The following is a 24,922-nucleotide window of genomic DNA, read 5'->3' on the forward strand; positions in this document are numbered from 1 at the left end:
TCGCGTAGCACCTCAAGTAGCGCATTAGCTGACTGCATACCTTTAGTCTAAGCTTGAGACGTTCAAAGTAGTTTTTTTTACGGTATCTAGCGGTTTTTATCCTAATGAGGTACACAGGATTTTTTCCCTTTTCTTTCTTCTGACTTTACTGCTCGGAAGTTCCTGCTCCCTATAAACCCAAAAAATTGTACCTTACTAGCTTAAAAACCGCTAGATACCCAATGATTATTATCAAAAATTTAATTAGGTATGGATAAATATACTTATCCTGCTATCTGTTGATAATTGTTTGGTAGCTAAAAAAATCTCTGCAATTACAATTACCAAGTTTTTAATTTGGTGCTTTATGATTCAAGCAATAGATTAGATTTATATTCGGTAAATTTTATGATATAGCTATAATAAAAATACGTATTTATACGGTAAATTAATTCATCAAAATTGTGTAAATTCAAGACATATATTCAGAATTACAAGACAAGTTTCGGAAGAAATATATCAACATGGCCCCTAGAAGGTCTGGGAGATAATATCTCGGTATGCCCTACTCAATGGTTTTGGTCTGGCTCAATTTTCTCATAGAAACTGTCCCAATTAGCGATACAGATAGAGCAATGAGTGGTACCTATGACCTACAGTTAGTTGTTCTATCCATTGCTATCGCCTCGATTGTGACCTATACGGTGCTCATTCTAGCTAGACAAGTAAAAACCTCACAAAAGAGTAACCGTAAAGGTTGGCTGATTGGTGGGGCAATGATCATGGGAGTTGGGATTTGGTCAATACACTTTTTGGGAATGCTAGCATTCCGGTTCCCAATCCCCATCACTTATGATATGCCGATGGTACTGCTTTCTTACTGGGTAGCAGTGCTAATATCTGGTGCCGTACTCTATAGTGTCAGCCGCATCACCAACCTCAGACATTTAATGGTGGGCAGTGTGGTAATGGGATTAGCGATCGCATCCGTACCCTACCTGCTGATCGCTGCCATGGGAATACCAAGGCTGATTCACTACAACCTCCTTTTAGTTGCCCTATCCGTTGTTATAGCCAGCTTGACATCCTTTTTCATCTTGTGGCTATCCTTTGATTTGGGGGTAGGAACTAGAAAAGTCCTTAATTGGTGGAAGCTTTGCTGGGCAGTGATCCTGGGATTAGCCATTACCTCTGTACACTATACAACCATGATGGCAGCCAAGTTCCCCGTTACTCCACCATTAGACACTGGGTTTTCTCCAACATTAAATACTTCGGTAGTAACAAGCACAATCGGGATAACTAACCTAATCATCTTCAGCCTCACCTTACTTGCCTCATATTACGAGCAGAAAACGAGTAAAGCACTGCAAGCTCTTAGACAAGAAGCATTGCAAGAGAGCGAAAGGCTATTCCGAACCGTGATTCGAGAAATGCAGGTCGGGGTATTGCTATTCGAGGCAAAAACCGAATTCATGCTCTTTAATCAAGCGGCTCTGGATATACTGGGCTTCACCGAAAGTGAATTGTTGGATAAAAGTCCTTTTGGTTCGGATTGGACTATCATTCACGAAGACACCACTCCATTCCCCACCGAAAGTCGTCCTATCCAACAGGCAATTAGCACCCATAAACTGGTAAGAAATGTGGTTATGGGTGTCCACAATCAAGCGACTAAAGATTGGGTATGGTTACTAGTGAATGCAGATCCCCAGGTGGGGGTGGATGGGTTAGTAGAGCAAGTCATTTGTACCTTTAGTGATATCACCAATCGCAAGCGAGCCGAGGAAGCGCTGCGGCAAGCTGAAGCGAATTACCGTAGCATTTTTGAGAATTCAGTAGAGGGCATCTATCAGATTACACCCGATGGGCGCTTTATTAGTGCCAATCCAGCCTTAGCGCGAATCTATGGCTATTCTTCCCCAGAAGAACTAGTGGAGTCGATTACGAACGTCTCAAAACAAATTTATCTGGACACTGAGGCTCGTAACGAGTTTACTAACAGAATCGCGGAAAATGGTGCTGTATCATCCATTGAGGCTCAGGCTTATCGCAAAGATGGTAGTGTAATCTCGATTTTGGAAAATGTGCGCCCTGTCCGAGACACTAATGGGAATTTGCTCTACTACGAAGGCTCTGTGGAAGACATTACCGAACGCAAGCGAGTTGAACTGGCCTTGCTGGAGAGAGAGGAGCAGTATCGGTCAGTGGTGGAAAATGTGCAAGAGGTTATTTTCCAAACCGATGGGCTTGGGGTGTTGACCTTTCTCAATCCAACTTGGACAGAAATGACGGGCTTTTCTGTAGCAGATAGCATTGGTACTAACTTTATTGATTATCTCCATCCTGATGATCGTCAAACTAACATAGAACTGTTTCAATCCCTAATTACCCACAAACAGGAGTATTATCAGCAGGAACTAAGGTATATTACCAAGGATGGGGGCTCAGGCTGGCTCGAAATTCATGCCCAATTAACCCTAGATCCTGACAATAGTATCACAGGGACTTCTGGCACTATCCAAGATATTACAAATCGTAAATTAACCGAGTCACATCTGAAAGAAAGTGAAAAACAACTGCGTCAAGTTATTGATTTAGTGCCTCATTTCATTTACGCCAAGAACCGAGATGGAGAGTTTCTTCTAGCCAACAAAGCAGTTGCGGAAGCTTATGGTACGACAGTAGATGAGTTACTATACCATCGGGATGAAGATTTTCCTCAATCTTTCCTAAAATCATTCCAGTTTAGAGAGGCGGATTTGCAGGTATTGGAGAGTGGAGAACCGACACACCTTCCAGAAGAGACGATCATCTATCCCGATGGAGAAAAGCGTATCATCCAAACTACCAAAATTCCCTTCTCCTTAGCAATTTCCCACATGCCAGCGGTATTAAGTGTATCGATTGATATATCTGAGCAAAAGCAAGCCGAGCAAGCATTACACCAGCAACTGACTCGTGTAATGCTACTCAAACAGGTGACCCAAGAAATCCGCCAAAGTTTAAAAACTAAACAAATTTTTCAGACCACCGCCACACAAATTGGTCAAGTGTTTCAGGTCAATCGTTGCACCATTCATACCTATGTTTCCCAACCCTATCCTCGCATTCCTACAGTTGCTGAGTATTTAGAAAAGGGTTATCTATCGATACTGGATTTAGAAATTCCGATTCTGGGGAATCCTTATTTAGAGCAGTTGTTAGTCCAAGACCGAGCCATCAGTTCCCCTAATGTTTACCAAGACCCCCTTCTGAAACCGATGATCCCAATATGTCGGCAGATTGGAGTCAAATCCATGTTGGTAATTCGTACTTCCTATCAGGGGGAACCGAATGGTGTGATTGGAATACATCAGTGTGATGAATTTCGTCAGTGGAGTCTGGATGAAATTGAGTTACTCGAAGCCGTGGCTGACCAAGTAGGGATTGCTATTGCTCAGGCTCGCTTGCTTGAGCAAGAAACCCGCCAACGAGAGCAATTGACTGAGCAAAATTTTGCCCTAGAGCAAGCTAGAAGAACTGCCGAAGCGGCCACTCAGGCAAAAAGCGAATTTCTGGCAACCATGAGCCATGAAATCCGCACTCCGATGAATGCTGTGATTGGCATGACGGGTTTGCTACTGGATACAGATCTAACGTCCCAGCAACGAAACTTTGTGGAAACGATCCGCAATAGTGGGGATAGTTTACTCACCATCATTAATGATATTTTGGATTTTTCCAAAATTGAGTCTGGAAAGCTGGAGTTAGAAGAACAACCGTTTAATCTGATCACTTGCATTGAGGAATCCCTAGATTTGTTGGCGGCAAAAGCAGCTGAGAAAAAATTGGAGTTAGCCTATCTATTCCATCCCAACACTCCACCCATGATTGTGGGAGATGTGACTCGGCTGCGCCAAATTCTAGTCAATTTGTTGGGGAATGCGATTAAATTTACCCATATCGGGGAAGTGTTAGTTTCTGTAACCGCCCGAGAAGTGAGCACAGGGGAATGGGTTGATGGCAAAGAAAAAGAACAAAGCAATACTGCTAACTACTCCTACCCGTTGGCGTCTGGTTCTGACTACGGAAAACATTACTCTTTGAGTTTCCCTACTCTACCCAATGGAAACTACTACACTCTACAAGGAGGATTTGACCAGACGGGCTATATTAACGGCTATATTAACGGGGTCAGGGGAGCGAACGGAACACAGAACAATACGAGAGACAACACCAGAGTATTTTTACCGCCTCAGCCCCAGATTTCTTCCCGCAACCCTAACACCACCAGATTTTGTCCTCCTTCCACCCAATCTTCAATCTACGAAATCCAATTTGTGGTCAAGGATACTGGCATCGGCATTCCTGAGGATCGGATCGACCGCCTGTTCCAGTCCTTCTCTCAGGTGGATTCCTCCACATCTCGCCAATATGGAGGCACAGGTCTTGGTCTGGCCATTTGTCAACGGCTCACCACCATGATGGGTGGCAAGATTTGGGTAGAGAGTCAAGTTGGTCAAGGCTCTAAATTCTATTTCACTGTATTGGCTAAACAGCCTGATCCGATCGAGGAACCTAACCTGCCAGTATCTCAGCCATTGTTAGAAGGAAAGCGGCTGCTGATTGTGGATGATAGTGCGACCAACCGCACGATTATCTCTGAGCAAGCCAAGTCTTGGGGTATGTTTACCCAGACAGCAGCATCAGGTAGAGAAGCTCTCGATTGGCTCAGTCAGGGGGATAAATTTGACATTGCCATTCTTGATGGGTACATGCCTGAGATGGATGGTTTTACCCTAGCAACGAAAATCCGCCAGGAGTCTGAGGGTCAAGCCTTGCCCTTGGTAATGCTGAGCTCAATGAGTCAATCAGATACAAAGCATCATCAGAGTCAGCTAGATATTGCAGCTGTTTTAAACAAGCCTATTAAGCAATCTCAGCTTTACGATGTTTTGACCCAGGTGATGAGCGGACAGCCGATCAAGATTAAGCGCACACCTGCTCAACACCTAAAACTTGACACCGAAATGGCGCAAAAGCATCCTTTGCGGATTTTGTTGGCTGAAGATAATATCGTTAACCAGCAGTTAGCCCTGCAATTGTTGAAACGGATGGGGTACCGGGCTGATGTCGCGGGTAATGGATTAGAAGTACTCCAAGCTCTTAGTCGTCAGCCCTATGACCTGGTTTTGATGGATGTCCAGATGCCGGAAATGGATGGCTTAACTGCGACGCAACGGATTTGTGAACAATGGCCAGCTCATTCACGCCCCTGGATTATTGCCATGACTGCTAATGCCATGGAAGGGGATCGACAAATGTGCCTGAGTGCAGGAATGGATGATTACATTAGTAAGCCGATCCAGGTACCAGAGTTAGTCCGTGCCTTGAGTCAAGGTCGGCACCATCGTGAACTTACCAAGCCAGTAGTAGCTGATCAAGCTGTTGACTTTTCGGTTTTGCAATCCTTGCTCGACAGTATCGGAAAAGGGGGGGCGGAATGCTTGCTTGGTTTGATTGAAATTTACTTAAAAGATACTCCGAGGTTAGTAAAAAACATGGCTCAAGCAATTATTGAAGAAGATCCAAAAGCCATGGAAATTGCGGCTCACACATTAAAGTCTAGTAGCGCTACCCTAGGGGGGATAAATCTCTCCAAACTGTGTCAGAAACTGGAAAGTCTGGGGAGGTCGGACACTATCACTGGAGCAGCGGAAATTTTTGCCCAGCTTGAGTCTGAATACCAAAAAGTCAGAGCAGGACTGACCGAGAGTGCTAAGAAAATTCAACAACAATCCTTGAGCCCAGTGCTCACCCATAATGTTTGATTTTTCGTAAACTATTGCCTCTAAAAAGGCGAATATAAACGACCTTCGCGCAGCTGTACTACTGGCTGATTGGAGATTCTGACTAAGTTTTCATTATGAGTTGTCACAATAACTGTAGTCCCTAGGTGATTAAGTTTCCTGAGAATGTTTAATACCTGCCACGAATTGTCGGGATCGAGGTTACCTGTTGGCTCATCAGCTAATATCAAGGGCGGTGTACTAACAATGGCACGAGCTAGACTTACCCGTTGTTGTTCTCCTCCTGAAAGTTGCTCTGGAAAACAGTTGGCTTTGTCTTGCAAACCCACTAATTTAAGGGTTGGTGTTAGGCGTCGCTTAATTTCTTTGCGAGTGAAACTCTGTGCCCACAGAACAAAAGCGATATTCTCTGACACAGTTCGCTTGGGAATTAGTTTGTAGTCCTGAAAAACAATCCCTAGGCGACGGCGTAGGAATGACAAGCGATCGCCTCGTAATTGCCCAACATTGATTTGATCGACAAATACTTTCCCTTGGGTGGGGCGCTGTTCACCATAGAGTAACTTTAGCAATGTGGATTTACCAGCACCAGAAGGCCCTGTGATAAATAAAAAGTCCCCTGACTTGACTTCTAGATTGACGTTAAACAAACCTCGGTTGTTGGGATAGGTTGTTGTCACTCCTTGTAATTTGATTATCGCTTTCTGGGTCATTAGGGATTAGGGAAAGATAGGGAAGTGTGGGGAGATGGGGAGATGGGGAGATGGGGAGATGGGGAGATGGGGAGATGGGGAAATGGGGAAATGGGGAGTCAGATGAGGGACTGGTATTCCACGAGGCTGAGAAGGTGCTGAGGCAAGCCTTAGCACACAGCCGCTCCCCAACGAGCGTTCGCGTAGCGTGGCCTACGGCCAATCGCCAAAGGCGATGAAGCAAAGCTTCCGCGCTTATGCGATCGCATCAAGATAATACTCGACAATACTCATGTTGTCAGGTGTATTGATTCAGGTGCAACATTTAACCTGTACAAACCTACTCACAAGCAGATAGGACGATGGTATAGCATTAGTTTTAACTAATGGTTGTTGCCGACAAAGCAATGCCAAAAGCATTGCGCTATTTTTATTAATGGAGGCTCTTCTGCCTACTCTCAAACCGCACTGTAACTTCACTCAGTCCATTATTTTACGTCGCTTAACTTACGACCAGCTGCCAAAGCTTTTAGTTCTTCGTTGGGCGGTAGTGTTCCGAAGTTAAACAAGTTACTAACTTATTTGATTATAAAATAATGGATAATGTTTGACAAGGTTTAGAGAGCTATAAGGCTAATAGTTGCACCTCTATTGATTAGGGATTAGCTTATGCCAACCTTTGACCTAAGGCTTTGAGAGCAAACTGAGGCAGAACCATCATTCTTTGACCTAAAGCTTTGAGAGCAAACTGAGGCAGAACCATCATTCGCCGCCAACGGTGGGGTTCTTGATACAACCGATATAACCATTCGAGATTATTCTTCCGGAACCAGCCTGGCGCACGGGTTTTAGCCCCTGACCAGATATCAAAGCTACCACCAACACCAATCCAAGTGGATTGGGGACACAGGTGGCGATTCTGGGCAATCCAAAATTCTTGACGTGGTACACCTAAGCCGACTAGTATGATTTTAGGCTGTTGTTCTTTTAAGGTGAGCTTTAAGTCTTCCTCTGCTTCTGCACTGAGGTAGCCATCACTAATTCCAGCGATCGCTAATTTTGGAACTCTCTTCTGCCAAACCCTAGCTGTTTTTTGGACTACATGAGGGGCTGCCCCATAGAAGAACACTGGGCAAGATTCTCCGTATTGTCCAGCCTTGACCAGTAAAGACTCAGCTAGTTCAATTCCTGGACAGCGCTGCTTTTTTTTACCGTGGAGTCGTAAGTAAAATATAATACCTGCCCCATCAGGAATCACTAGTTCTGCCTGCTTGATAACGGCAGCTAGCTCAGGGTTGCGCTCTCCCTGGATTGCCATTTCGGCATTTAGAGTTACCACATGACTACCTAGACCTTTGGTGAGACGATCCTCTAAGAATTGACTGTAGTTGTCTAAAAGGTGAACGGGTAACCCCAAGACAGGAAATTGTTCAGCTGTTTCAAACATTGGCTTTTGCATACCCTCACATCACCCATGTATTTTATTAGAAATTTAAACACTGAAAACTCCGTCACAAAGCGAGCTCAGATGAAAGTGACTAGCGAATTTAGTCGCCTAGAAATAATTCTAGTATTTGAGGTTGACGATTATGTAGCGCTAGGATATACTGAAACCATGAGTACAGGTTGAAAAACCGTTCGCGTAGCGTGGCCTTTGGCCTTGGCGCAACCGGGAGAGAGACCCGCCCCTGCTTGACCTTAAAATAATAATGCTCGGAGGGTAGGGAAAGTCCTCCTTAAAAACCCAGTCATCAATTAACCGTTGGTGTGTGAACCAAGCAAAAACACGATTTGAGATAAAAACGGTACGGCGGGGCACGCCGGAACCAGGTGAATGAGAAAGCAACGGACTTTAATCACGCACTTTCTAGCAAGTAACCAAACGCGATCGCGAGAATTGCCCGCTGGGTCTACTGTGAACTAAACTGAATTCTTGTTCTTGACGGGTCTTTGGTTTAGATATTGCTTACTTTTTGGCGGCGTCAAAGATTAGGACACAGTGGTTTAAGGCAGCTCGTCGATCTGGGAATCGCCGTTCTTTCAAGACGGCGAGTGTCAATTAGGATGATCTCTTATGGCAGAGCCAAAACTTCTTTAATTAATTCCTCAGGATTTCGTACTGATCAGGAAAACTTGGGAATTGGGTATGTGATTGGGTTCCAATTGAGAATTGGGATCTGATGGTGGTGTTAAACTCAATTAGGAATTATTCCGCCATCTTTACTGAACTTAGGTGGCGGAAGTTTCATTAAAAATTAAAAAGACTATTAGGAGTTGACGGTTGACCATTTACCGCAGAACACAGTCAACCGTCAACCTTCAACCGTCAATTTTCAACTTTTAACCTTCAACCGTCAATTTTCAACTTTTAACCTTCAACTTTTAACCTTCAACTTTTAACCTTCAACCTTCAACCTTCAACTGTTAATCAGTTCTGAGCAAATACACTAGCAGCAGCTGCAATACCTGCTCCTGGTGTCATGGATTGGTGTCCCAATTCCTGAAGGGTGGCTTCGAGAGCACCAATGACAGCAAGAATATCTTGCTCACAGACAAAACCTAAGTGACCAATGCGGAATATTTTTCCTTTATAGTTGTCTTGTCCCCCAGCTAGAGCAATGTTATAGCGTTTTTTCATCACAGAACGAATTTTTTCGGACTCTACTGATGTGGGAATAACTGCAGTTGCGGCTGGGCTAGCATACTCATCAGAACCAAACAAAGGTAATGATAGGGCTTTGACGGCGGCGCGGGTTGCTTGCATCAGAAGCTGGTGACGGGAAAATATTGATTCTAACCCTTCTCTTTTCATCATGCCCAGTGAAGCTTGTAGGGCAATAACTAGGTTCACTGGCGGGGTAAAGGGATTGCTGTTTTTAGCCGTAGATTTCTTGTAAGTCCCTAAATCTAGGTAAAACTTGGGCAGGGTAGCAGTTTTGTAGGCTTCCCAAGCTTTAGGACTAACACTGACAAATCCGAGTCCTGGGGGAATCATGTATCCCTTCTGGGAACCAGAGCCTACTACATCGAGACCCCAGTCATCAATGGGTACATTGACTGCTCCGAGGCTGGTAACGGCATCAACAATAATTAGGGCTTCGCCGTGGTCTTTGACGTAACGATTTATGGTTTCTAAGTCGTTAAGAACGCCAGTAGAGGTTTCAGAGTGGGTAACGATTACGGCTTTGATTTGCTTTTCGGTATCAGCTTCTAGCTTTTCACGAAACTGCTCGGTATCTAGGGGCTTACCCCACTCAGCGGTAATGGTGTCCACTTCCAGACCAAAAGCAGTACTGATTTTTTCCCAACGGTCGCCAAATTTACCATTAGAACCAACTAAAACGCGATCGCCTGCACTGAGGAAGTTAATAATGCCAGCTTCCATAACTCCGGTACCGCTAGCGGTTACAGTCAAGACATCATTTTTGGTCTGGTGTAGCCATTTGAGGTTTTCATTCACCTCTGCCATGATTTCGCTAAATTCCGGACTACGGTGTCCGATCGGGTGTTTGGCCATGGCCAGTAATACTTGTTCTGGTACTGGCGTCGGGCCAGGAATCATTAGTTTGAGCTTGTCTTCCATCTGTAGTTAGTCTTGGTATCTAGGGTTGTTGTGATCTGATGATTGGTTAGTTACTCTGAACTGACCGATTAAGTCTTGGATGTTACCGGACAAAACCGGAAATTCAAGGTTAATTTAGCGGTTACTTTGGCGTTTCACCACCGGACCATGGGAGCGGTTATCCCCACCCATGCTTACACGAAGACTGACCCAGCCACGCTAGATTTAAACTTGCCTTAAAGTCTTTGTATATTGACATCCTGAAGTTAGGACACTCTTTAGTTCGGAGCCATAGCGAGCATGTGTTATTGATGCCGACAGTGGGAGTGACGCTCCTCAGGAGTAGGTAACAATCTCAAAATATATTGGCTCAAACTGGATACTGTGACTAAATTTCTTAGTTTTTTATTTATGAAGTTGACAATTTAATTAGGAAGTCTTCCTGCTGAATCCGGTAAACCATTTTTTGAGTCATGGGCATCCAATTTGACGCTGTTGAGAGACCAGCGATACTCCATTGGCAAGTTGGCTCGCTGACAGCTTTGTTCTAATTGCTTCTGTTGAGCTAGGGCTTTACGCAGAGTACTGATCAATTCATGAACCTGCTCTCGCAATTGGGGGTTTTGACTGGTAGCAAATGCGGTTTGGCGCTCTAGCAGTTGGAGCAGCAGTTCGTAGTGAATATAAGATGGAAGGGGAATTGGATCCATGAAATTTGCTGTACCTCGGTGAGTCGGAGTCTGCCATCAAAATTGACTATTTTTTTGGGCTATGGGTCACTGATGGCTAAACAAGCTGGCAATAGCAACTGCTGGGTCTGGCTGTTTTACCAATGACTCACCAATGAGGACGGCTGTGGCTCCGGCAGATGCTACCTGATCAAGGTGAGCGTTGGTATGAAGCCCTGATTCACTGACTACCAGAATGCCACGTTCGAGTAGTTGGTTAGCCCTTGCTGCTAGTAATTGACAGGTTGTTTGTAAATCGACGGAAAAATCTTCCAAGTTACGATTGTTTATACCTACTAGGGTAACTCCATCGAGAGATAATACTCGATCTAATTCAGATTGGGTATGGACTTCGATCAAGGGAGTGATCGACAGAGTCTTAGCAATTTTGATAAAGTATTGCAGGTCTTGATCGGAAAGGATGGCTGCAATCAGTAAAACTGCATCTGCTCCGTGACTACGAGCCATGTACATTTGGTAGGGATAGATGATGAACTCCTTACACAGCAAAGGCAAGTCTACAGCAGCACGAACTTTTGCCAGGTTTTCCCAACTACCCTGAAAGAATTTTTGATCTGTCAGCACTGAGATCGCACTAGCACCACCTTGGCTGTATGACTGAGCAATGGCTACTGGGTCAAAATTTTCTCGAATAACCCCTTTGCTAGGAGATGCTTTTTTGATTTCTGCAATCAGGGCAGGGCTAGTCTTTCCTGATTTTAGGGCTGCTAGAAAGTCTCGGGGGGGTGGTGCTGTTTGTACTCGCTTACGCAACTCCACTAGAGGCAGACTTTCCCGCATCTGGTCAATTTCTTTCTCTTTGTGCCAGACAATTTCTTCGAGAATATGGTGGGGTTTATCGTCTGGTAGTGCAACTTGATAGTGCAGGGTTTGGATTTTAACTGCTGGATTAGGTGGGCGTCGGCGAATTTGCATCAGTAGTTTTATATAGTGCGTGAGTGCGTCAGTCCCTCAGTGCGTCAGTTTCTCAGTGCGTCAGTTCCAAAATCCTTTGTTAATTAGCAATTAACAAAGGATTTTGACTAATGAGTTACAGCTCGTTTGTAAGCTTCGTCGAGTACTTCTGACAGAGTGGGGTGAGCATGGACTAAGTAGGCGAGGGAGTTGACCGATTGTCTGTTTGCGATCGCATTTGAGGCTTCGTGAATTAAGTCGGAGGCGTGGATACCTAGGATGTGGACTCCTAGGACTTCCCCGGTATCTTTACGGTAGATCACTTTCGCTACCCCATCTGCTTCTCCTTCTGCGATCGCTTTAGAATTCCCCTTAAAGTATGATTTTACAATGGATACTTCAAAGCCTTCTTCGGAGGCCAATTTTTTGGCTTGTGGTTCGCTTAGGCCGACGTAGCTGATTTCTGGATGGGTAAAGGCGGCTGCGGGTATGCTGCGGTAGTCTATGGTGCGCTGACGTCCACAGATATTCTCTACTGCGACAATACCTTGAGCGGATGCGGCATGGGCTAACATCATTTTCCCAGTGGCATCACCAATTGCCCAAAGATGAGGTACGGGTTCCCCTGCTGAAAGTACTGCCATGGTGTCATCTACGGGAATAAAACCGCGCCGGTCTGTTTCCACTCCTACGGCATCTAGTCCTAGGTCTTTGGTGGCGGGAATCCGACCTGTAGCGACCAGGCAAGCATCGACTTCGAGCACATCGACTACTTCCTTGGTTTTGGTATCTGCTAGTTCAATTACTACCGGGGAACCGGGAGTTACTTTCATCGCTAGCACCCCAGTGTGAGTTTCAATGTCCCGAGGTTTGATCAGGATGCGTGTGGCTAGTTTGGCAATATCAGGGTCAAAGGTTGGCATCAGGTCATCTAGGGCTTCGATCATGGTGATTTCAGACCCTAGTGCTGTGTAGACATCAGCAAACTCTAGACCAATGTAACCACTGCCCACGATTGCTACCCAATCTGGCAGCCATTCTAGTTTGATGGCATCATCACTGGTAAATACGGTTTTGCCATCAATCTCAATTCCTGGGGGTACAAAGGGAATTGAACCAGCGGATATCATAATATCTTTGCCAGTGATAGTTTTTTTGCCATTGTCTGTAGCAACGGTTACTTTTTGAGGTCCAGCTACTTTACCCCAGCCTTTAATAATATCCACACCCAGGCGTTTTAGGCTGTTGGTCAGGTCACCACGAATTTTACTGACTAGATTGCTGGCATGATTTGCGATCGCATTTCGGTCAAACTCAACCCCTGCTACTTTAATCCCAAGGGCATTGAGATGATGAGCGTCCTGTAGCTCTCGCACTCTACCTGATGCGGCTAATAGAGCTTTAGAAGGGATGCAGCCCCGGTTGACACAAGTTCCGCCCATGTCAGCGGCTTCAATAATAGCGGTTTTCAGACCACAGCTAACTGCGTGTAAGGCAGCACCATGACCCCCCACACCAGCACCGATAATCAATAAATCGTAATCAAAGTCTTGACTCACATCTATCTCCTGAGTTAGATTGGCTATGCTTCGTCCTTATTATTTTCAACTTGAGCAATCCAGGATTGCAAGTGCTCAACTATTAAGATTGGGAGGGTGAAGTATGAAGTATCTAGGATCGCAAAGGGAACAGGGAACAGGGAACAGGGAATCGGGAACAGGGAATCGGGAATCGGGAACAGGGAACAGGGAACTTCGGACGTGGGAACACGGAACACGGAAAAACTCCTGTGTACCTCATTAGGCTAGAAACCGCTATAGAAAAAATTTTAGTTAGCTCCAATACCTTAATTGTTATTAGTTACAAGTCATAACTAGAGATTTTTTTAAACTTACTTAAGTTAGATGGGGTGTATGTCACTTATGCAGAGCATTTGTACTCAAGCTATCGCCCCTTCATGGCTTTTAGCTTGCTCATATATAGCATTTGTATTTGATATTTCAAGCTGTATGGTCTTTTTTTATTGAACCATAAAACCCCGAATCTGTTTCCCCTCTTGCCTCTTGCCTCTTGCCTCTTGCCTCTTGCCTCTTGCCTCTTACCATTGAAATATTGAGCATATATTGAGCCATAATATGTCAAAAATAATATTTTTTTTATAAATCTAAATTTTTTTTAAATAATTCAATATTTTGGCTAGCATACCTGCTAGATTCGGGTGGGTTACAAATCCTTTAAAAGATTGAGGTTTTAAGTAATGTTTAAGCGATTTTTTCAGTTTATTGGACTATTGGCTGCAGTAGTCTTGCTGAGCACAACTCTAGGGGTTTCTCCTGCCCAAGCCCAAGTTATTGAAGGCCCTGTAGGACGGACAACCACTGAATTTTATAATTTCCCTGAGGCCAGCACATTAGGTCCAATTACTGAAATCACGGTTCATCATGGGTGGATTATTGATGGCTTCAAGGTAAGTTATGCCAATGGAAAATCATTTCAGAATGGAGGTACTGGCGGCGGAGAGACCACCATCAATTTTAGTGCAGATGATCCATTAGTAGAAGTAGATGGTTACGTTGCAGACTATTCATATGCTGGCAACAAACCCTTAATTGCCCAATTAACATTTAAGACTCTTAAGGGCAAGACCTATGGTCCGTTTGGTACTATGCAATCAACATCAAACCGAAAGCCATTCACTTTAAAAGCTGCCCAACCCACCATTCAATCATTCTTCGGCAGCGCCAGTGGCTATCTCACTTCTTTGGGAGTCTATATCGACACCGGGTGTGAATAAACTGGGGATAGTTATCATCCGTATTCCCATCTTGTTGGGTAACCGGGGATAGTTCTTAATAAACCCTACTTTATTGTTTTTTTGATAAGGCAATTATTTATATAGTGTTTTTGGAATTCCAAGAACACTATTTTTTATAGAAATCATAAAATTATAGCAGAAGTCAGAAGTTTGAAGTCAGAAGTCAGAAGTTAAACTAGCTTTGTATCTAGGTTTGAGGAAAAGTGACTGTCCTAAACTAGGCTTCGACTGCTATAGATGCCTTTAAAGTAAGGTGGTTTGACTACGCTGGTTGAGTTTTGTGTAAGCTTATGCTTACAGTTTTGTCAGTCAACCAGCCCACCTAAAACTTGAGACTAAATACTTTCAAAAACGTTGCCGTTTAGCTTCGTACAACATCAAGGCAGCAGCAATCGCTACATTTAAGGATTCTACCCCTGGCATCAGGGGAATCTTAACTTGCTGATCTGTGGTGTTTACTAACTCTTCCTTAAGTCCAGCTGCTTCATTGCCCAGGAGTATTAAGCTAGGACAGCGCCAATCTATGTCCCAGTAACTGACCTTAGCATCTGGTACTGTGGCCACTACTTGTATCCCTTGAGCTTGAGCTTGAGCTACGAGGGTGGGCAAATCCGGGGTAACTGCCATGGGAAGACGGAACCACTGACCAACTGAGGCTCGCAATACTTTAGGATTATCTAGCTCTACACTATCGGAACTTAGCCACAATCCTTCTGCACCAGCAGCTACGGCAGTTCTAATGATTGTTCCAAGATTTCCTGGGTCTTGTATGGTTTCTAGGGCTAGCCCTAGGGAGAGGGAATTGAAGGGTTTCGGGGAAAGGGGAAGACGGGTTGCTGTGGCTACTACTCCATCTGGCTCAACTGTAGTAGCGATCGCTTTTAGTACAGACTGACTGACTACTTCCACTCTTTGAGACCGAACGGAAGCATCGTGGGATAGTTGTGGATGAGCTTCAAGCCATTCTGGTGTATAGCAGAGGGTGACTAGGGGATAATCTACGGCACAGGCTTCTGCCAACAGGTGGGTTCCCTCCAACAGAAATAGGTCTTGCTGCCGACGCCCTTTGACTCTGTGCAGCTTGCGAATTTCCTTGACTAGGGGATTCTTAGTGCTTTTGACACTCCCCATGGCTAGAAGCCAGGGGATTCTTGGTTCATAGACCCGTCTTGCTCAACCAGGTCGGAACCAGGAAGAGTAGAGGACAGATCTCCCCAAGCGTTGATTAAAGTTCCGGTGTGCCCCACCGTACCCAAGGCTCTCGTTAAGATGTTTTTAGCGGCGTTGTGGTCGCGGTCTAGCTGACATCCGCACTTACAGGTGTGGGTTCTAGTTGACAAAGATTTCTTGACCACTTCGCCACAATCAGAACAGTTTTGACTTGTGTAAGCAGGATTAACTGCAACAGTGATCCTTCCAAACTTCTGGCCAAAATATTCCAACCATTCTCGAAATTGATACCAACCCGCATCATTAATAGATTTAGCAAGACAGTGGTTCTTGACCAGGTTCTTGACTCTGAGATCTTCATAGGCGACCAGGTCGTTAGACCGGATTACGTAACGCGCCGGAGACGAAACCTTAGAATAAAGAAGCCTTAATAACAAAGATTTAACCCTTTTATGCATAGCCGACTAACCATAAAGGCTTCTTTATTCTTACGGTAACTTCTAACCAGTCTCTTGGCATGTTCTTCACGCTGCCTACTTATTTTAAGATGTGTCCTGCCTAGTCTATTAATTGCTTTCTTGCGATTGGATGAGCCTTTCTTTTTTCGAGATACTCGTCTCTGGTAAAACTTTAAGCGCTTTTCGCCTTTGCGATAAAATCTGGGGTTAGGTTCTGAGTATCCATCAGAGTCGGTATAAAACTCCTTCAAGCCTACGTCCAACCCAACAGTAAAACCAGTAGCCTCTAGTCGCTCAATATTATCGATTTTTACGCAGAACTGGACGTAATAGCCATCAGCTCTTTGAACAATCCTAACTCGCTTAATAAGTTTCTGGTCGAAACTCCACAAGTCCCAGGTGCCCTTGAGTTTAACCCTCCCAATGCCTTTCTTGTCGGTAAACTTGATAGATTTTTTGTCCGGGGATAATTTCCATCCAGATTGCTTATATTCAACCGACCTATAATGCTTCTTAAACTTGGGATAACCTTTCTTGCCAGGGACTTTTTTCTTGCAATTATCGAAAAACCTTTTAATAGCCCTTTCTACATTTTCGACAGAAGCCTGACAGGCGTGACTATTAAGTTCTTTGACAAAGTTAAATTCATCCCTGAGTTGAGTGTTGTAACGGTAGAGTTCTTTTTTGGCGACCCCTCTGTTATCCATCCAATATCGAAGCACTTTGTTGCGGACAAATTTTGCTGTCCTAATAGCTTCATTTATTGCGACTTTTTGGGACTCTTTGATTACCGCTTTGAACTCCATTACAAACACTTTTAATCACCTCCTTAGTTTTTTGTTGAATTTACTTATTATTATAGTCGATGTCTTCCGAGAAAAGTTCCCGGAGATTGATCAGGGAATAAATTTCCTGCGGGCTAACCCCATGGATAGAATCGGTGGGGCGTTGCGCCCTTAGACTTTCGGTCAGCATACAAGTCTGGCTAATTATGCGGAACCCGGGACTTGAACCCGGAAGTCCTTGCGAACACTAGAACCTGAATCTAGCGCGTCTACCAATTCCGCCAGTTCCGCGTTTGTTGGCGCTATAGCAATCTTTGGTGATTCCGATAGTGGTCAGTTCTGATTCAGAACTGTCACGGTTGAGGATTAAACTTAGGGTTGCTATAGGGTTTGCTCTATTAGCTCACCGGTTTTTTAGTATACAGCATTTACTGGGATTTTGGACAAGAAACTTGTCGATAGCCGCAACGCCTGCAAATTTCCCGGTTTACATTGCCAACTACTGAGTATAGTGGAAAACCTGACATTCGATCAAGATACTTGGAAAACTAGACATTTATAAAGTTTCAGGTAAAATCAAAACCAAATTTAACATTTCGCCAGAAATTACAATGATTTTGGAGGATAGACCCATCAATCACTCTCAAAGCCCGATAAATCCACAATCTCTGTCCCAGGAAAACGAATCGGTTCTCAAGATTTGGGGTAGAGCGTCTCTCCACGGACAGGTAAAAATTAGTGGAGCTAAAAATTCTGCCTTGGCAATTATGGCAGGGGCTTTACTGTGTTCTCAAGATTGCCGACTGCGTAATGTGCCTTCCCTAGTAGATATCGAGCGGATGAGCCAGATTCTTGCTGCTGTGGGAGTGAAGCTCAAACGCAATGGTGACATCTTAGATTTAGATGTCAGCCATATCGGACAATCAAAAGCTCCCTATGAGTTGGTTAGCCAGCTGCGAGCTAGCTTTTTTATCCTTGGTCCGATGCTAGCGCGATTGGGAGTGGCACGGATACCACTGCCTGGTGGCTGTGCGATTGGTGCTAGACCTGTAGACCTCCATGTCAGGGGTCTACAAGCGATGGGCGCTCAAGTTCATATTGAGCATGGGATTGTCAATGCTTATGTGAAAGGAACAGGTAACAACAAGCTAAAGGGGGCAAAAATCTACCTGGATTACCCCAGTGTCGGCGCAACGGAAACTCTGCTGATGGCAGCGACTCTGGCAGAAGGGGAAACCACCCTTGAAAATGCTGCTCAAGAGCCAGAAGTGGTGGATTTGGCGAATTTCTGCCGAGCAATGGGAGCTCAAATTAGTGGTGCTGGTACTAAAACTATTAGTATCTCTGGGGTTTCTAGTTTACATTCGGTGGATTACCCGATTATTCCTGACCGGATTGAGGCTGGCACTTTCTTGGTAGCTGGGGCAATTACCCACTCTGAACTGAGCCTTTACCCAGTAATACCGGAACATTTAACTGCTGTGATTGCTAAGCTACGGGCAATTGGTAGTGAGGTGATGGTGGAAGAACCCAATCGCTTACGAATTATTCCCAATAAACTAAGGGCAACGGATATTGAAACTTTGCCTTATCCTGGATTTCCTACGGATATGCAAGCCCAGTTTACGGCCTTGCTGGCTCTGAGTGAAGGAAACTGTGTGGTTAGCGAAACGGTTTTTGAAAATCGGCTGCGTCATGTTGCCGAATTGAATCGTATGGGGGCGGATATCCGGGTTAAAGGGAATAATGCGATTATCCGAGGTGTGCCAATGTTGTCGGGAGCACCAGTAGTGGGTACGGATTTACGAGCATCTGCTGCACTTGTGGTCGCTGGGTTAGGGGCAGAAGGAATAACTACGATTCAGGGACTCCGTCATTTAGACCGGGGTTATGACGATTTGGAGGGTAAACTCCGACAACTTGGTGCTAGAGTAGAACGGGTTCCGGCTCAGATAGAGGAAGAGGAACTTCCTCCGACTCCCACTAATGCCATGACTGCAACACCTTAGTAGTTATAGTCATTAGTCATTAGTCATTGAGAAATTGTTAATTGTTAATTGTTAATTCTGATCAATTTTCAATTTTCAGTTTTCAATATCTCTACTAGAGCTTGCTTTACTGTGGAATACTGATATTCCCATCCATAACTAGTGGTTCGTTTGGGTAGCACCTGTTGACCTTCCAAGACTACTGTGGCTCCTTCTCCCAGCAGGGCTTCTAGGGCAACACTGGGAACTGGTAACCAGGAGGGACGATTGAGAACCTCTCCAATGGCGTTACATAGTTCGGACATCAAGACAGGATTGGGGGCTGTGGCATTGAAAATCCCTTCCATGTCTGGTCTGGTTAGGGCAGCTATGATTAAGTTCACTACATCGTCTCGGTGAATCCAAGAAAACCATTGGCGACCGGTACCGATTGGCCCTCCAGCAAACATTTGAAAGGGGGGTATCATTTTGGCTAAGGCACCGCCATTGCCCAAAACTATACCGAGGCGCAGTATCACTAGTCGTACATCAGCTTCTTTGACTTTCTGGGCTTCCCCTTCCCAGGCTTGACAAACCTCTGCCAGAAAGTCGTCTCCAGCAGGACTTGTTTCATCAAAGGTTACTGTTTCACTAGTGCCGTAGTAACCAATGGCAGAAGCGTTTACTAATACCGTGGGTTTAGGGTCAGCAAGAGCGATCGCTTCCACTATTTTTTGGGTACCTAATTGGCGGCTATTGAGGATTTCTTGCTTACGGGCTGCTGTCCAGCGCTCTTCAGCAATGGGGGCTCCGGCTAAATTGACTACACCATCACAGCCTGCGATCGCATTTTGCCAATCCCCTGATTCGGTGGGAGTGTAGGTAATAGTTTCTATATTGGGAAATTTCGCCTTAGCTTTAGCTGAGTCACGGGTTAAGATTAAGGGTTGATGTCCTTCTTCTTGTAGACGCTCGACTAAGCGGCTACCGACAAATCCTGTTGCTCCAGTAATTGCGACTTTCATACTTCATCCTTGATACTTGATATCGTGTCTGATAGCACACTTATGGCTTAGGTTAACCTGGGACGGAACCCAAAGACCGGGGGAAATGTTCAGGATGGGTAATTATCCTTCAGTAGATGGTTTGCTTTCACCGTAAGCCATGCCATTAGCTTCAGCGTACCGATTCATGAAGCGCATGAAGCGTTCCCAGTGGTCGTCTTGATCAATTTCAACTTTACACTCCACTCCTGCTAGCTCATCTCCTTCTGGACCACCGAAGCGAAATTTTATTGAGGATGGAGTCATATTAATGACCCCTTCTTCGTCTGTTAAGACCATTGATTGAGAAAATCGGTTTCTATAACTGTTGAATTGTTCAATAGCCTTTAAGCTTTCAAAGGTCATTAAGACGATGCGGGCTCCTGAGCTTCGGTTTTTTCTGAGGCTGACGTCACTCAGCTGTTCATAAATACCGTCAAAGAATTGGATGGATGGTGTTGAGGAGTTCATTTGAAATATAAAAACATCGTTAAATTTTAGTATATCGCCTTGGGAGGGGTTGACAAAATTATTTTTATAGGTAACAGGGAGTAGGGAGTAGGGAGTAGGGAGTGGGGAGTGGGGAGTAGGGAGTGGGGAGTAGAGAGTAGGGAACTAGATTAGATGACTTTGCTCAGCCTACTTTAATTGGTATTTTTTGGATTTACTTCCTATGATTTACAACACTTTTGCTAAGCAATTATTTTTGCTATTATTTCCAGTTAATTGAGGATATTTAAGGATAAAATATAGGTATATTTTTGATAAAAAGTTTATGAGCAATTTTGGTAATTTATCATAACATAAAAAAGTAGCTTTCTTTACTATTGCTATTAAGTCCCTGCTCCGAATTTCCTCAAAACCAAGGAAGACTAACCACAAATGAACCGCCGCCGCATTCTTAAAACTGGACAACCTTACAGCTTTAGCCAATATTTTGACCTTCCCTTTACCCTAGAAGATATCTTGGCTGAATTTGACTGTACCTTTGTGCGATCGCATATCGATCTTCCCCGTCAACCCTTCACTGCTGCTATTGAACCCCTGCTGCACCAACTCCAGCGTAACCGCAAGCGCATCGAGCTGATCAACGAAACTGCCCGTCGCGAAGCCTTGATCGCACCAATTCTGTTTGAAGTAGTGGATCTAACTAATCACCGCATTTACATTGAATATTCTATTGCAGTTAGCGAACACCTGCGGGGAACCTTAGATTATTATATTGCTAACCATAACGTGATTGTGATAGAAGCCAAACAATCTGATCTGGTACGGGGCTTCACTCAACTGGCGGTGGAGTTGGTTGCCCTTGATCAGTGGCTCCAGTCTGACCAGAGAATTTTGTATGGCATTGTTACCACCGGAGAAGACTGGCGTTTCGGTACTTTTAATCGCCAAGAACGTTCCATACAACAAGACCCCAAGCGCTACCTCGTCCCAGAAGAGCTAACCGAGTTGCTGGAAATTTTAGTGGGGATTATGAATTGAAACGGTTAATTAATTATAGTGGTTTTTAATTAGGGAGTCGGGAATCGGGAATCGGGAATCGGGAATAGAGAATAGGAATATAAGTATGAAAAACGCGCTGATCGCAATTTTTAGTTTAAATTTATCCTTGCTCTCAACCATTACTTTTATTTAAAAGTATGATCAACGAGTTTTGATTAAGGAGGCGATAATATCATCAGATATCGATGATCGACTGCATCAATACAATGTCTTTAACTATACCCAATTATCGAAAATTACTTCTTCAGTATCCTCTCTACCCACACTCCCCACACTCTTTCCCCTACTCCCTACTCCCTACTCCCTACTCCCTACTCCCTACTCCCTACTCCCTACTCCCTACTCCCTTTATTCTATACTAATAAAGTCACTGTATTGAAACTATCATGATTGCTGATAAAATCCCCAATTACATTTCCAAAGAAGAGTATCTATCCTACGAAGAAGATAGTGCCATCAAACATGAGTATATTGATGGAGAAGTCTATGCTATGGCTGGCGCTAGTGATGCCCATGTTACTATTGCCCTTAACCTGGCTTCAGCCTTAAGAAATCATGTCAGGGGCACTGGCTGTCGGGTTTATATGGCAGATATGAAAACTTATGTTGAAGCATCCAATAGTTATTATTATCCTGATGTTATGGTGACTTGCGATGCCAGAGACCGAGAATTGGCTAATTATAAAAAATATCCTTGTTTAATTGTAGAAGTTTTATCTCCCAAGACTGAAGCCTTTGACCGGGGTGACAAATTTTCTGACTATCAACAGTTAGAAACCTTGGTGGAATATGTTTTAATTAGCCAAAATCGTAAACGCTTAGATTGCTTTCGCCGGAATTCCGAGGGAGTTTGGACATTGCAATTTTATTATCCGGGCAGTGAGATTAATCTAGAAACTGTGGATTTTCGGACTAGTCTTGAGGCTTTGTATGAAGATGTAACATAAGCCGTCAGCCGTGAGCTAAAAGCTCACGCTACGCGAACAGTCGTCAGCCGTCAGCTGACTGCTTATAAGAAGTGTTAGAGCTTTTAGTAGAAGATTACCAAGCTAGAGGTAAAGAGTTACCTTTATTAAATTATTCACAAATAACAACAGTTTAATTACAGCGGTTTGCAATTCAGTTAGGTATAAAGTTCTAAGTTTTTAGGGAGTGTAAGCATTCAGCTAATACCTGAATACTTACTTTTAGGCTAATTTCAGGCTACCTCTAGTATCTTTGGAGTTGGTAACTCTTTATTAACTTGGCTATAGGCGTATACCAAATCCTCTAAAACTTCCTTAGCATTCTCAAGAGCTTCCTCATAGGTGTCACCGTGGGTACGAGCATAGTTACCCCATTCGGGTAAACTAGCCACATAAGAGTTATCTTCCTCTGACCATTGAATTAAAATGCTATATTTCATGGCTCTTCTCTATTCTCGACTCTCGACTCCCAACTCCCTAAAACCCAAGAAGGATAAAGTCCTGCCTCTTTTAATTTTATAATGTACTTTATTCATCGGTAGCTTGGAGAATTGCGTGGTACAATTGAGAACTAATACGAAAGTCCATTGTTTCAATCAATTGATCCATTAATGGTTTAACCGCCGGAATTAAATTACTTTTCTTGGCTTGCACCAGAATGCCCAGTAACCCCACAATAGTTAACCCCAATTCTTGAGCAACTGTTCGTCCCCGTCGCTCATCCATCAGTAGCAAATCGGCATCCATTTCCAGTGCTAATACGATCGCTTCTGCTTCACCTAAATCGATGGTTTCTTGACTTTCCTGAAGTATGACAACTTGCTGCCTATCTGAAACAGCCTGAGTTTTAATCCAAGATAAGGTTTGGACTTCTACTGTTCCAGGTACAATTTTACCGATACCAACCATTTCATTGTAGACAGCAACGGGAATAATAACAGAACCATATAAGCGATGCAAGAGGTTAAGTTGATTGATGCCTGCTAGATTAGTAATGGGTGATGTATCGCTAATAATAATCACAGCAAACTCATCGATTGTATGGTTTTAAGGTCTGCTTCAAAATCAGCAACATCATAATTCAAATCTAAACCGCGCTTGGCAAGTTCATGCTGAAATTCAATCACGGTTAACCCCGTCCAGGCACGGACTTTGCCACTGCTAATTTTGTCTTGCTTATACAGCATCAGGGCAATTTCAAGTTTGAACTCACCCTCAGTCATTTGGCTAGCTTGGACAATATCGTCAGGGATAACTACACTCATAGCTACACTGATAAGTAATTAGTCGATTATCAACAGTTACTTTAATTTTATCAGAAACTTCAACTGCATTATAACACCCATCCACGCCACACCCAGTCAGGCTAATCATAATTCCTCTATCGTTGATTAACTCTTATCTCTTCCCTACTCCCTACTCCCTACTCCCTACTCCCGATTCCCGACTCCCGATTCCCTAAAACCCAGAACTTTCTAGTTTACCCCATTGAAAAATACTGTAAAATTATAGTAGTTAAGTTACTCTACAAATGAACCGCCGCCGCATTCTCAAAGCTGGACAGCCTTACAGCTAATGCCAATATTTTGACCTTCCCTAAACCCATCGAAGATATCTTGGCTGAATTTGACTGTACCTTTGTGCGATCGCATATCGATCTACCTCGTCAACCCTTCACTGCTGCTATTGAACCCCTGCTGCACCAACTCCAGCGTAACCGCAAGGGCATTGATAAGCGCTATACTAAATTAAGTAAAGCATGAAGTAAACAAGGTGTTAAAATCTATGGCAACCAATACTCAAAGTCATTTTGCTCCCTACTTAAGACATAGAGGGAAAACTGTCGAAGAACAAATTCAACTCAATCAACCTGCTCTGGCATGGCTAAGAAAACGCCTTGAAGAGGAAATCACACAAGAAGAAGCTAAAATTAGACAGGAAGATTTAGAGAAATTTAAACAAATTCTTGATAGTTTTCGTCCAGAAGGCTCTAAGCTATATAGCTAATAATGATTGTTTTTGTCGATACAGGCGTTTTAGGGTTATTATCTTCTCCCAATGACAAATTAGAAGCACAACAATGTCAGCAATGGCTTTACTCTCTTTTAGCTAGAGGAGTTTATGTACTGAGTTCTGATTTGTGTGATTATGAAGTTAGAAGAAGTTTAATCTTAGATGGCATGAGAAAACCATTACATCAAGGTTTAGCTAATCTTGATGAGATGGGCAATATCATTGACTTTCTACCGATAACTCAACCGGTTATGCGTCATGCTGCTCAACTTTGGGCAATGTCTCGCCATCAAGGAATGCCGACCGCTGATGACAAAACTCTTGATAATGATGTGATAATTGCTGCTCAGTGTCAACTATTTCAACAAGAAAATTTAGGACAACGTTTAGTTATTGCTACCACTAACGTTAAACATCTAAGTCGTTTCCTTGAGTCTCGACGATGGCAAGATATTAGATTTTGAAATTAGGGATGCGATGTTGCTCTGTATTTTATGAACTTTATTTCAGTGCAATTATTCCCCATGGC

Annotated in this window: 24 protein-coding genes, 1 tRNA gene and 1 pseudogene; 10 read left to right on the forward strand and 16 right to left on the reverse strand. The window is 43.8% G+C overall.

Annotated features, from left to right (window positions below):
• The first annotated feature begins 539 nt into the window (after positions 1–539).
• Positions 540–5,792 carry a PAS domain S-box protein gene (locus F6K57_RS03480; RefSeq protein WP_293064840.1) on the forward strand — a complete coding sequence of 1,751 codons (5,253 nt, stop codon included), beginning with the start codon at positions 540–542 and terminating at the stop codon, positions 5,790–5,792.
• Positions 5,793–5,812: 20 nt separating this feature from the next.
• On the opposite strand, the gene ftsE is transcribed toward F6K57_RS03480, so the two are convergent.
• Positions 5,813–6,484, reverse strand: a complete 672-nt coding sequence (gene ftsE / locus F6K57_RS03485) for a cell division ATP-binding protein FtsE (protein WP_293036754.1) — start codon at positions 6,482–6,484, stop codon at positions 5,813–5,815.
• A gap of 26 nt (positions 6,485–6,510) precedes the next feature.
• On the opposite strand from ftsE, the gene F6K57_RS03490 reads away from it, so the two are divergent.
• Entirely contained in the window at positions 6,511–6,702 is a 192-nt protein-coding gene (locus F6K57_RS03490; RefSeq protein ID WP_293020117.1) for a hypothetical protein, read from the forward strand.
• A 428-nt stretch (positions 6,703–7,130) separates the two neighbouring features.
• Here the strand turns inward: F6K57_RS03490 and F6K57_RS03495 are convergent, their stop codons facing one another.
• From F6K57_RS03495 to F6K57_RS03520, 6 genes are all read right to left on the reverse strand, one after another.
• Positions 7,131–7,910, reverse strand: coding sequence for a WecB/TagA/CpsF family glycosyltransferase (locus F6K57_RS03495; RefSeq protein WP_293064844.1), 780 nt, complete (start codon positions 7,908–7,910; stop codon positions 7,131–7,133).
• A gap of 981 nt (positions 7,911–8,891) precedes the next feature.
• Entirely contained in the window at positions 8,892–10,046 is a 1,155-nt protein-coding gene (locus F6K57_RS03500; protein WP_293064847.1) for an alanine--glyoxylate aminotransferase family protein, read from the reverse strand.
• A 404-nt stretch (positions 10,047–10,450) separates the two neighbouring features.
• Positions 10,451–10,735 (reverse strand): DUF5340 domain-containing protein, encoded by a 285-nt coding sequence (locus F6K57_RS03505; protein ID WP_293020122.1) that lies wholly within the window; start codon positions 10,733–10,735, stop codon positions 10,451–10,453.
• 66 nt (positions 10,736–10,801) lie between these two features.
• Positions 10,802–11,692, reverse strand: a complete 891-nt coding sequence (gene trpC, locus F6K57_RS03510; protein WP_364301183.1) for an indole-3-glycerol phosphate synthase TrpC — start codon at positions 11,690–11,692, stop codon at positions 10,802–10,804.
• A 104-nt stretch (positions 11,693–11,796) separates the two neighbouring features.
• Complete coding sequence (gene lpdA, locus F6K57_RS03515; protein ID WP_293064851.1) at positions 11,797–13,227, reverse strand: dihydrolipoyl dehydrogenase; 1,431 nt, start codon at positions 13,225–13,227, stop codon at positions 11,797–11,799.
• 23 nt (positions 13,228–13,250) lie between these two features.
• Entirely contained in the window at positions 13,251–13,445 is a 195-nt protein-coding gene (locus tag F6K57_RS03520) for a hypothetical protein (RefSeq protein ID WP_293064854.1), read from the reverse strand.
• Positions 13,446–13,925: 480 nt separating this feature from the next.
• Between F6K57_RS03520 and F6K57_RS03525 the strand changes: the two genes are divergently transcribed.
• Positions 13,926–14,462, forward strand: a complete 537-nt coding sequence (locus F6K57_RS03525; RefSeq protein ID WP_293020127.1) for a jacalin-like lectin — start codon at positions 13,926–13,928, stop codon at positions 14,460–14,462.
• Positions 14,463–14,828: 366 nt separating this feature from the next.
• On the opposite strand, the gene F6K57_RS03530 is transcribed toward F6K57_RS03525, so the two are convergent.
• The 3 genes and pseudogenes from F6K57_RS03530 to F6K57_RS03540 all read right to left on the reverse strand — a co-directional run bounded on the left by F6K57_RS03530 (position 14,829) and on the right by F6K57_RS03540 (position 17,187).
• Entirely contained in the window at positions 14,829–15,614 is a 786-nt protein-coding gene (locus F6K57_RS03530; protein ID WP_293064857.1) for an RNA methyltransferase, read from the reverse strand.
• Between the two features lie 2 nt (positions 15,615–15,616).
• Positions 15,617–16,917, reverse strand: a pseudogene (locus tag F6K57_RS03535) (transposase).
• 186 nt (positions 16,918–17,103) lie between these two features.
• Positions 17,104–17,187, reverse strand: a tRNA-Leu gene (locus tag F6K57_RS03540).
• A 320-nt stretch (positions 17,188–17,507) separates the two neighbouring features.
• On the opposite strand from F6K57_RS03540, the gene murA reads away from it, so the two are divergent.
• Positions 17,508–18,905: a UDP-N-acetylglucosamine 1-carboxyvinyltransferase gene (gene murA / locus F6K57_RS03545; RefSeq protein WP_293064859.1), complete on the forward strand. Its 1,398-nt coding sequence runs from the start codon at positions 17,508–17,510 to the stop codon at positions 18,903–18,905.
• A gap of 68 nt (positions 18,906–18,973) precedes the next feature.
• On the opposite strand, the gene F6K57_RS03550 is transcribed toward murA, so the two are convergent.
• Both F6K57_RS03550 and psb28 read right to left on the reverse strand, forming a co-directional pair.
• Positions 18,974–19,888, reverse strand: a complete 915-nt coding sequence (locus F6K57_RS03550) for a TIGR01777 family oxidoreductase (RefSeq protein WP_293036737.1) — start codon at positions 19,886–19,888, stop codon at positions 18,974–18,976.
• Positions 19,889–19,990: 102 nt separating this feature from the next.
• A complete protein-coding gene (psb28, locus tag F6K57_RS03555; protein ID WP_293020132.1) occupies positions 19,991–20,377 on the reverse strand; it encodes a photosystem II reaction center protein Psb28 in 387 nt (128 codons plus the stop codon).
• A gap of 411 nt (positions 20,378–20,788) precedes the next feature.
• Between psb28 and F6K57_RS03560 the strand changes: the two genes are divergently transcribed.
• Entirely contained in the window at positions 20,789–21,394 is a 606-nt protein-coding gene (locus tag F6K57_RS03560) for a hypothetical protein (protein WP_293020133.1), read from the forward strand.
• A 9-nt stretch (positions 21,395–21,403) separates the two neighbouring features.
• Here the strand turns inward: F6K57_RS03560 and F6K57_RS03565 are convergent, their stop codons facing one another.
• Positions 21,404–21,535 (reverse strand): hypothetical protein, encoded by a 132-nt coding sequence (locus tag F6K57_RS03565; RefSeq protein ID WP_293020135.1) that lies wholly within the window; start codon positions 21,533–21,535, stop codon positions 21,404–21,406.
• A gap of 86 nt (positions 21,536–21,621) precedes the next feature.
• On the opposite strand from F6K57_RS03565, the gene F6K57_RS03570 reads away from it, so the two are divergent.
• Both F6K57_RS03570 and F6K57_RS03575 read left to right on the forward strand, forming a co-directional pair.
• Positions 21,622–21,777 carry a hypothetical protein gene (locus F6K57_RS03570; protein ID WP_293064864.1) on the forward strand — a complete coding sequence of 52 codons (156 nt, stop codon included), beginning with the start codon at positions 21,622–21,624 and terminating at the stop codon, positions 21,775–21,777.
• A gap of 24 nt (positions 21,778–21,801) precedes the next feature.
• Positions 21,802–22,362, forward strand: coding sequence for a Uma2 family endonuclease (locus F6K57_RS03575; protein ID WP_293064867.1), 561 nt, complete (start codon positions 21,802–21,804; stop codon positions 22,360–22,362).
• A gap of 251 nt (positions 22,363–22,613) precedes the next feature.
• On the opposite strand, the gene F6K57_RS03580 is transcribed toward F6K57_RS03575, so the two are convergent.
• The 3 genes from F6K57_RS03580 to F6K57_RS03590 all read right to left on the reverse strand — a co-directional run bounded on the left by F6K57_RS03580 (position 22,614) and on the right by F6K57_RS03590 (position 23,645).
• Positions 22,614–22,820, reverse strand: a complete 207-nt coding sequence (locus F6K57_RS03580) for a type II toxin-antitoxin system HicB family antitoxin (RefSeq protein ID WP_075898394.1) — start codon at positions 22,818–22,820, stop codon at positions 22,614–22,616.
• An 88-nt stretch (positions 22,821–22,908) separates the two neighbouring features.
• A complete protein-coding gene (locus F6K57_RS03585; RefSeq protein WP_075898392.1) occupies positions 22,909–23,403 on the reverse strand; it encodes a DUF3368 domain-containing protein in 495 nt (164 codons plus the stop codon).
• The gene (locus F6K57_RS03590; protein WP_293051906.1) at positions 23,400–23,645 is read right to left on the reverse strand and encodes a UPF0175 family protein; all 246 of its coding nucleotides are present in this window, start codon (positions 23,643–23,645) and stop codon (positions 23,400–23,402) included. Before F6K57_RS03590 ends, F6K57_RS03585 begins: the two co-directional genes overlap by 4 nt.
• A 321-nt stretch (positions 23,646–23,966) precedes the next feature.
• Here F6K57_RS03590 and F6K57_RS03595 point away from each other — a divergent pair, with 321 nt between their 5' ends.
• Genes F6K57_RS03595 through F6K57_RS03605 form a run of 3 tightly spaced genes read left to right on the forward strand, consistent with a single transcriptional unit; the run spans position 23,967 to position 24,857 of the window.
• Positions 23,967–24,143, forward strand: a complete 177-nt coding sequence (locus F6K57_RS03595) for a hypothetical protein (RefSeq protein WP_293064872.1) — start codon at positions 23,967–23,969, stop codon at positions 24,141–24,143.
• Positions 24,144–24,165: 22 nt separating this feature from the next.
• On the forward strand, positions 24,166–24,387 hold the full coding sequence (locus F6K57_RS03600; protein ID WP_293064875.1) for a hypothetical protein: 222 nt from the start codon (positions 24,166–24,168) through the stop codon (positions 24,385–24,387).
• A 2-nt stretch (positions 24,388–24,389) separates the two neighbouring features.
• A complete protein-coding gene (locus F6K57_RS03605; protein ID WP_293064878.1) occupies positions 24,390–24,857 on the forward strand; it encodes a hypothetical protein in 468 nt (155 codons plus the stop codon).
• Positions 24,858–24,922 lie beyond the last annotated feature (65 nt).

The sequence above is a fragment of the Moorena sp. SIO4A5 genome (assembly GCF_010672005.1).
Lineage (GTDB): Bacteria > Cyanobacteriota > Cyanobacteriia > Cyanobacteriales > Coleofasciculaceae > Moorena.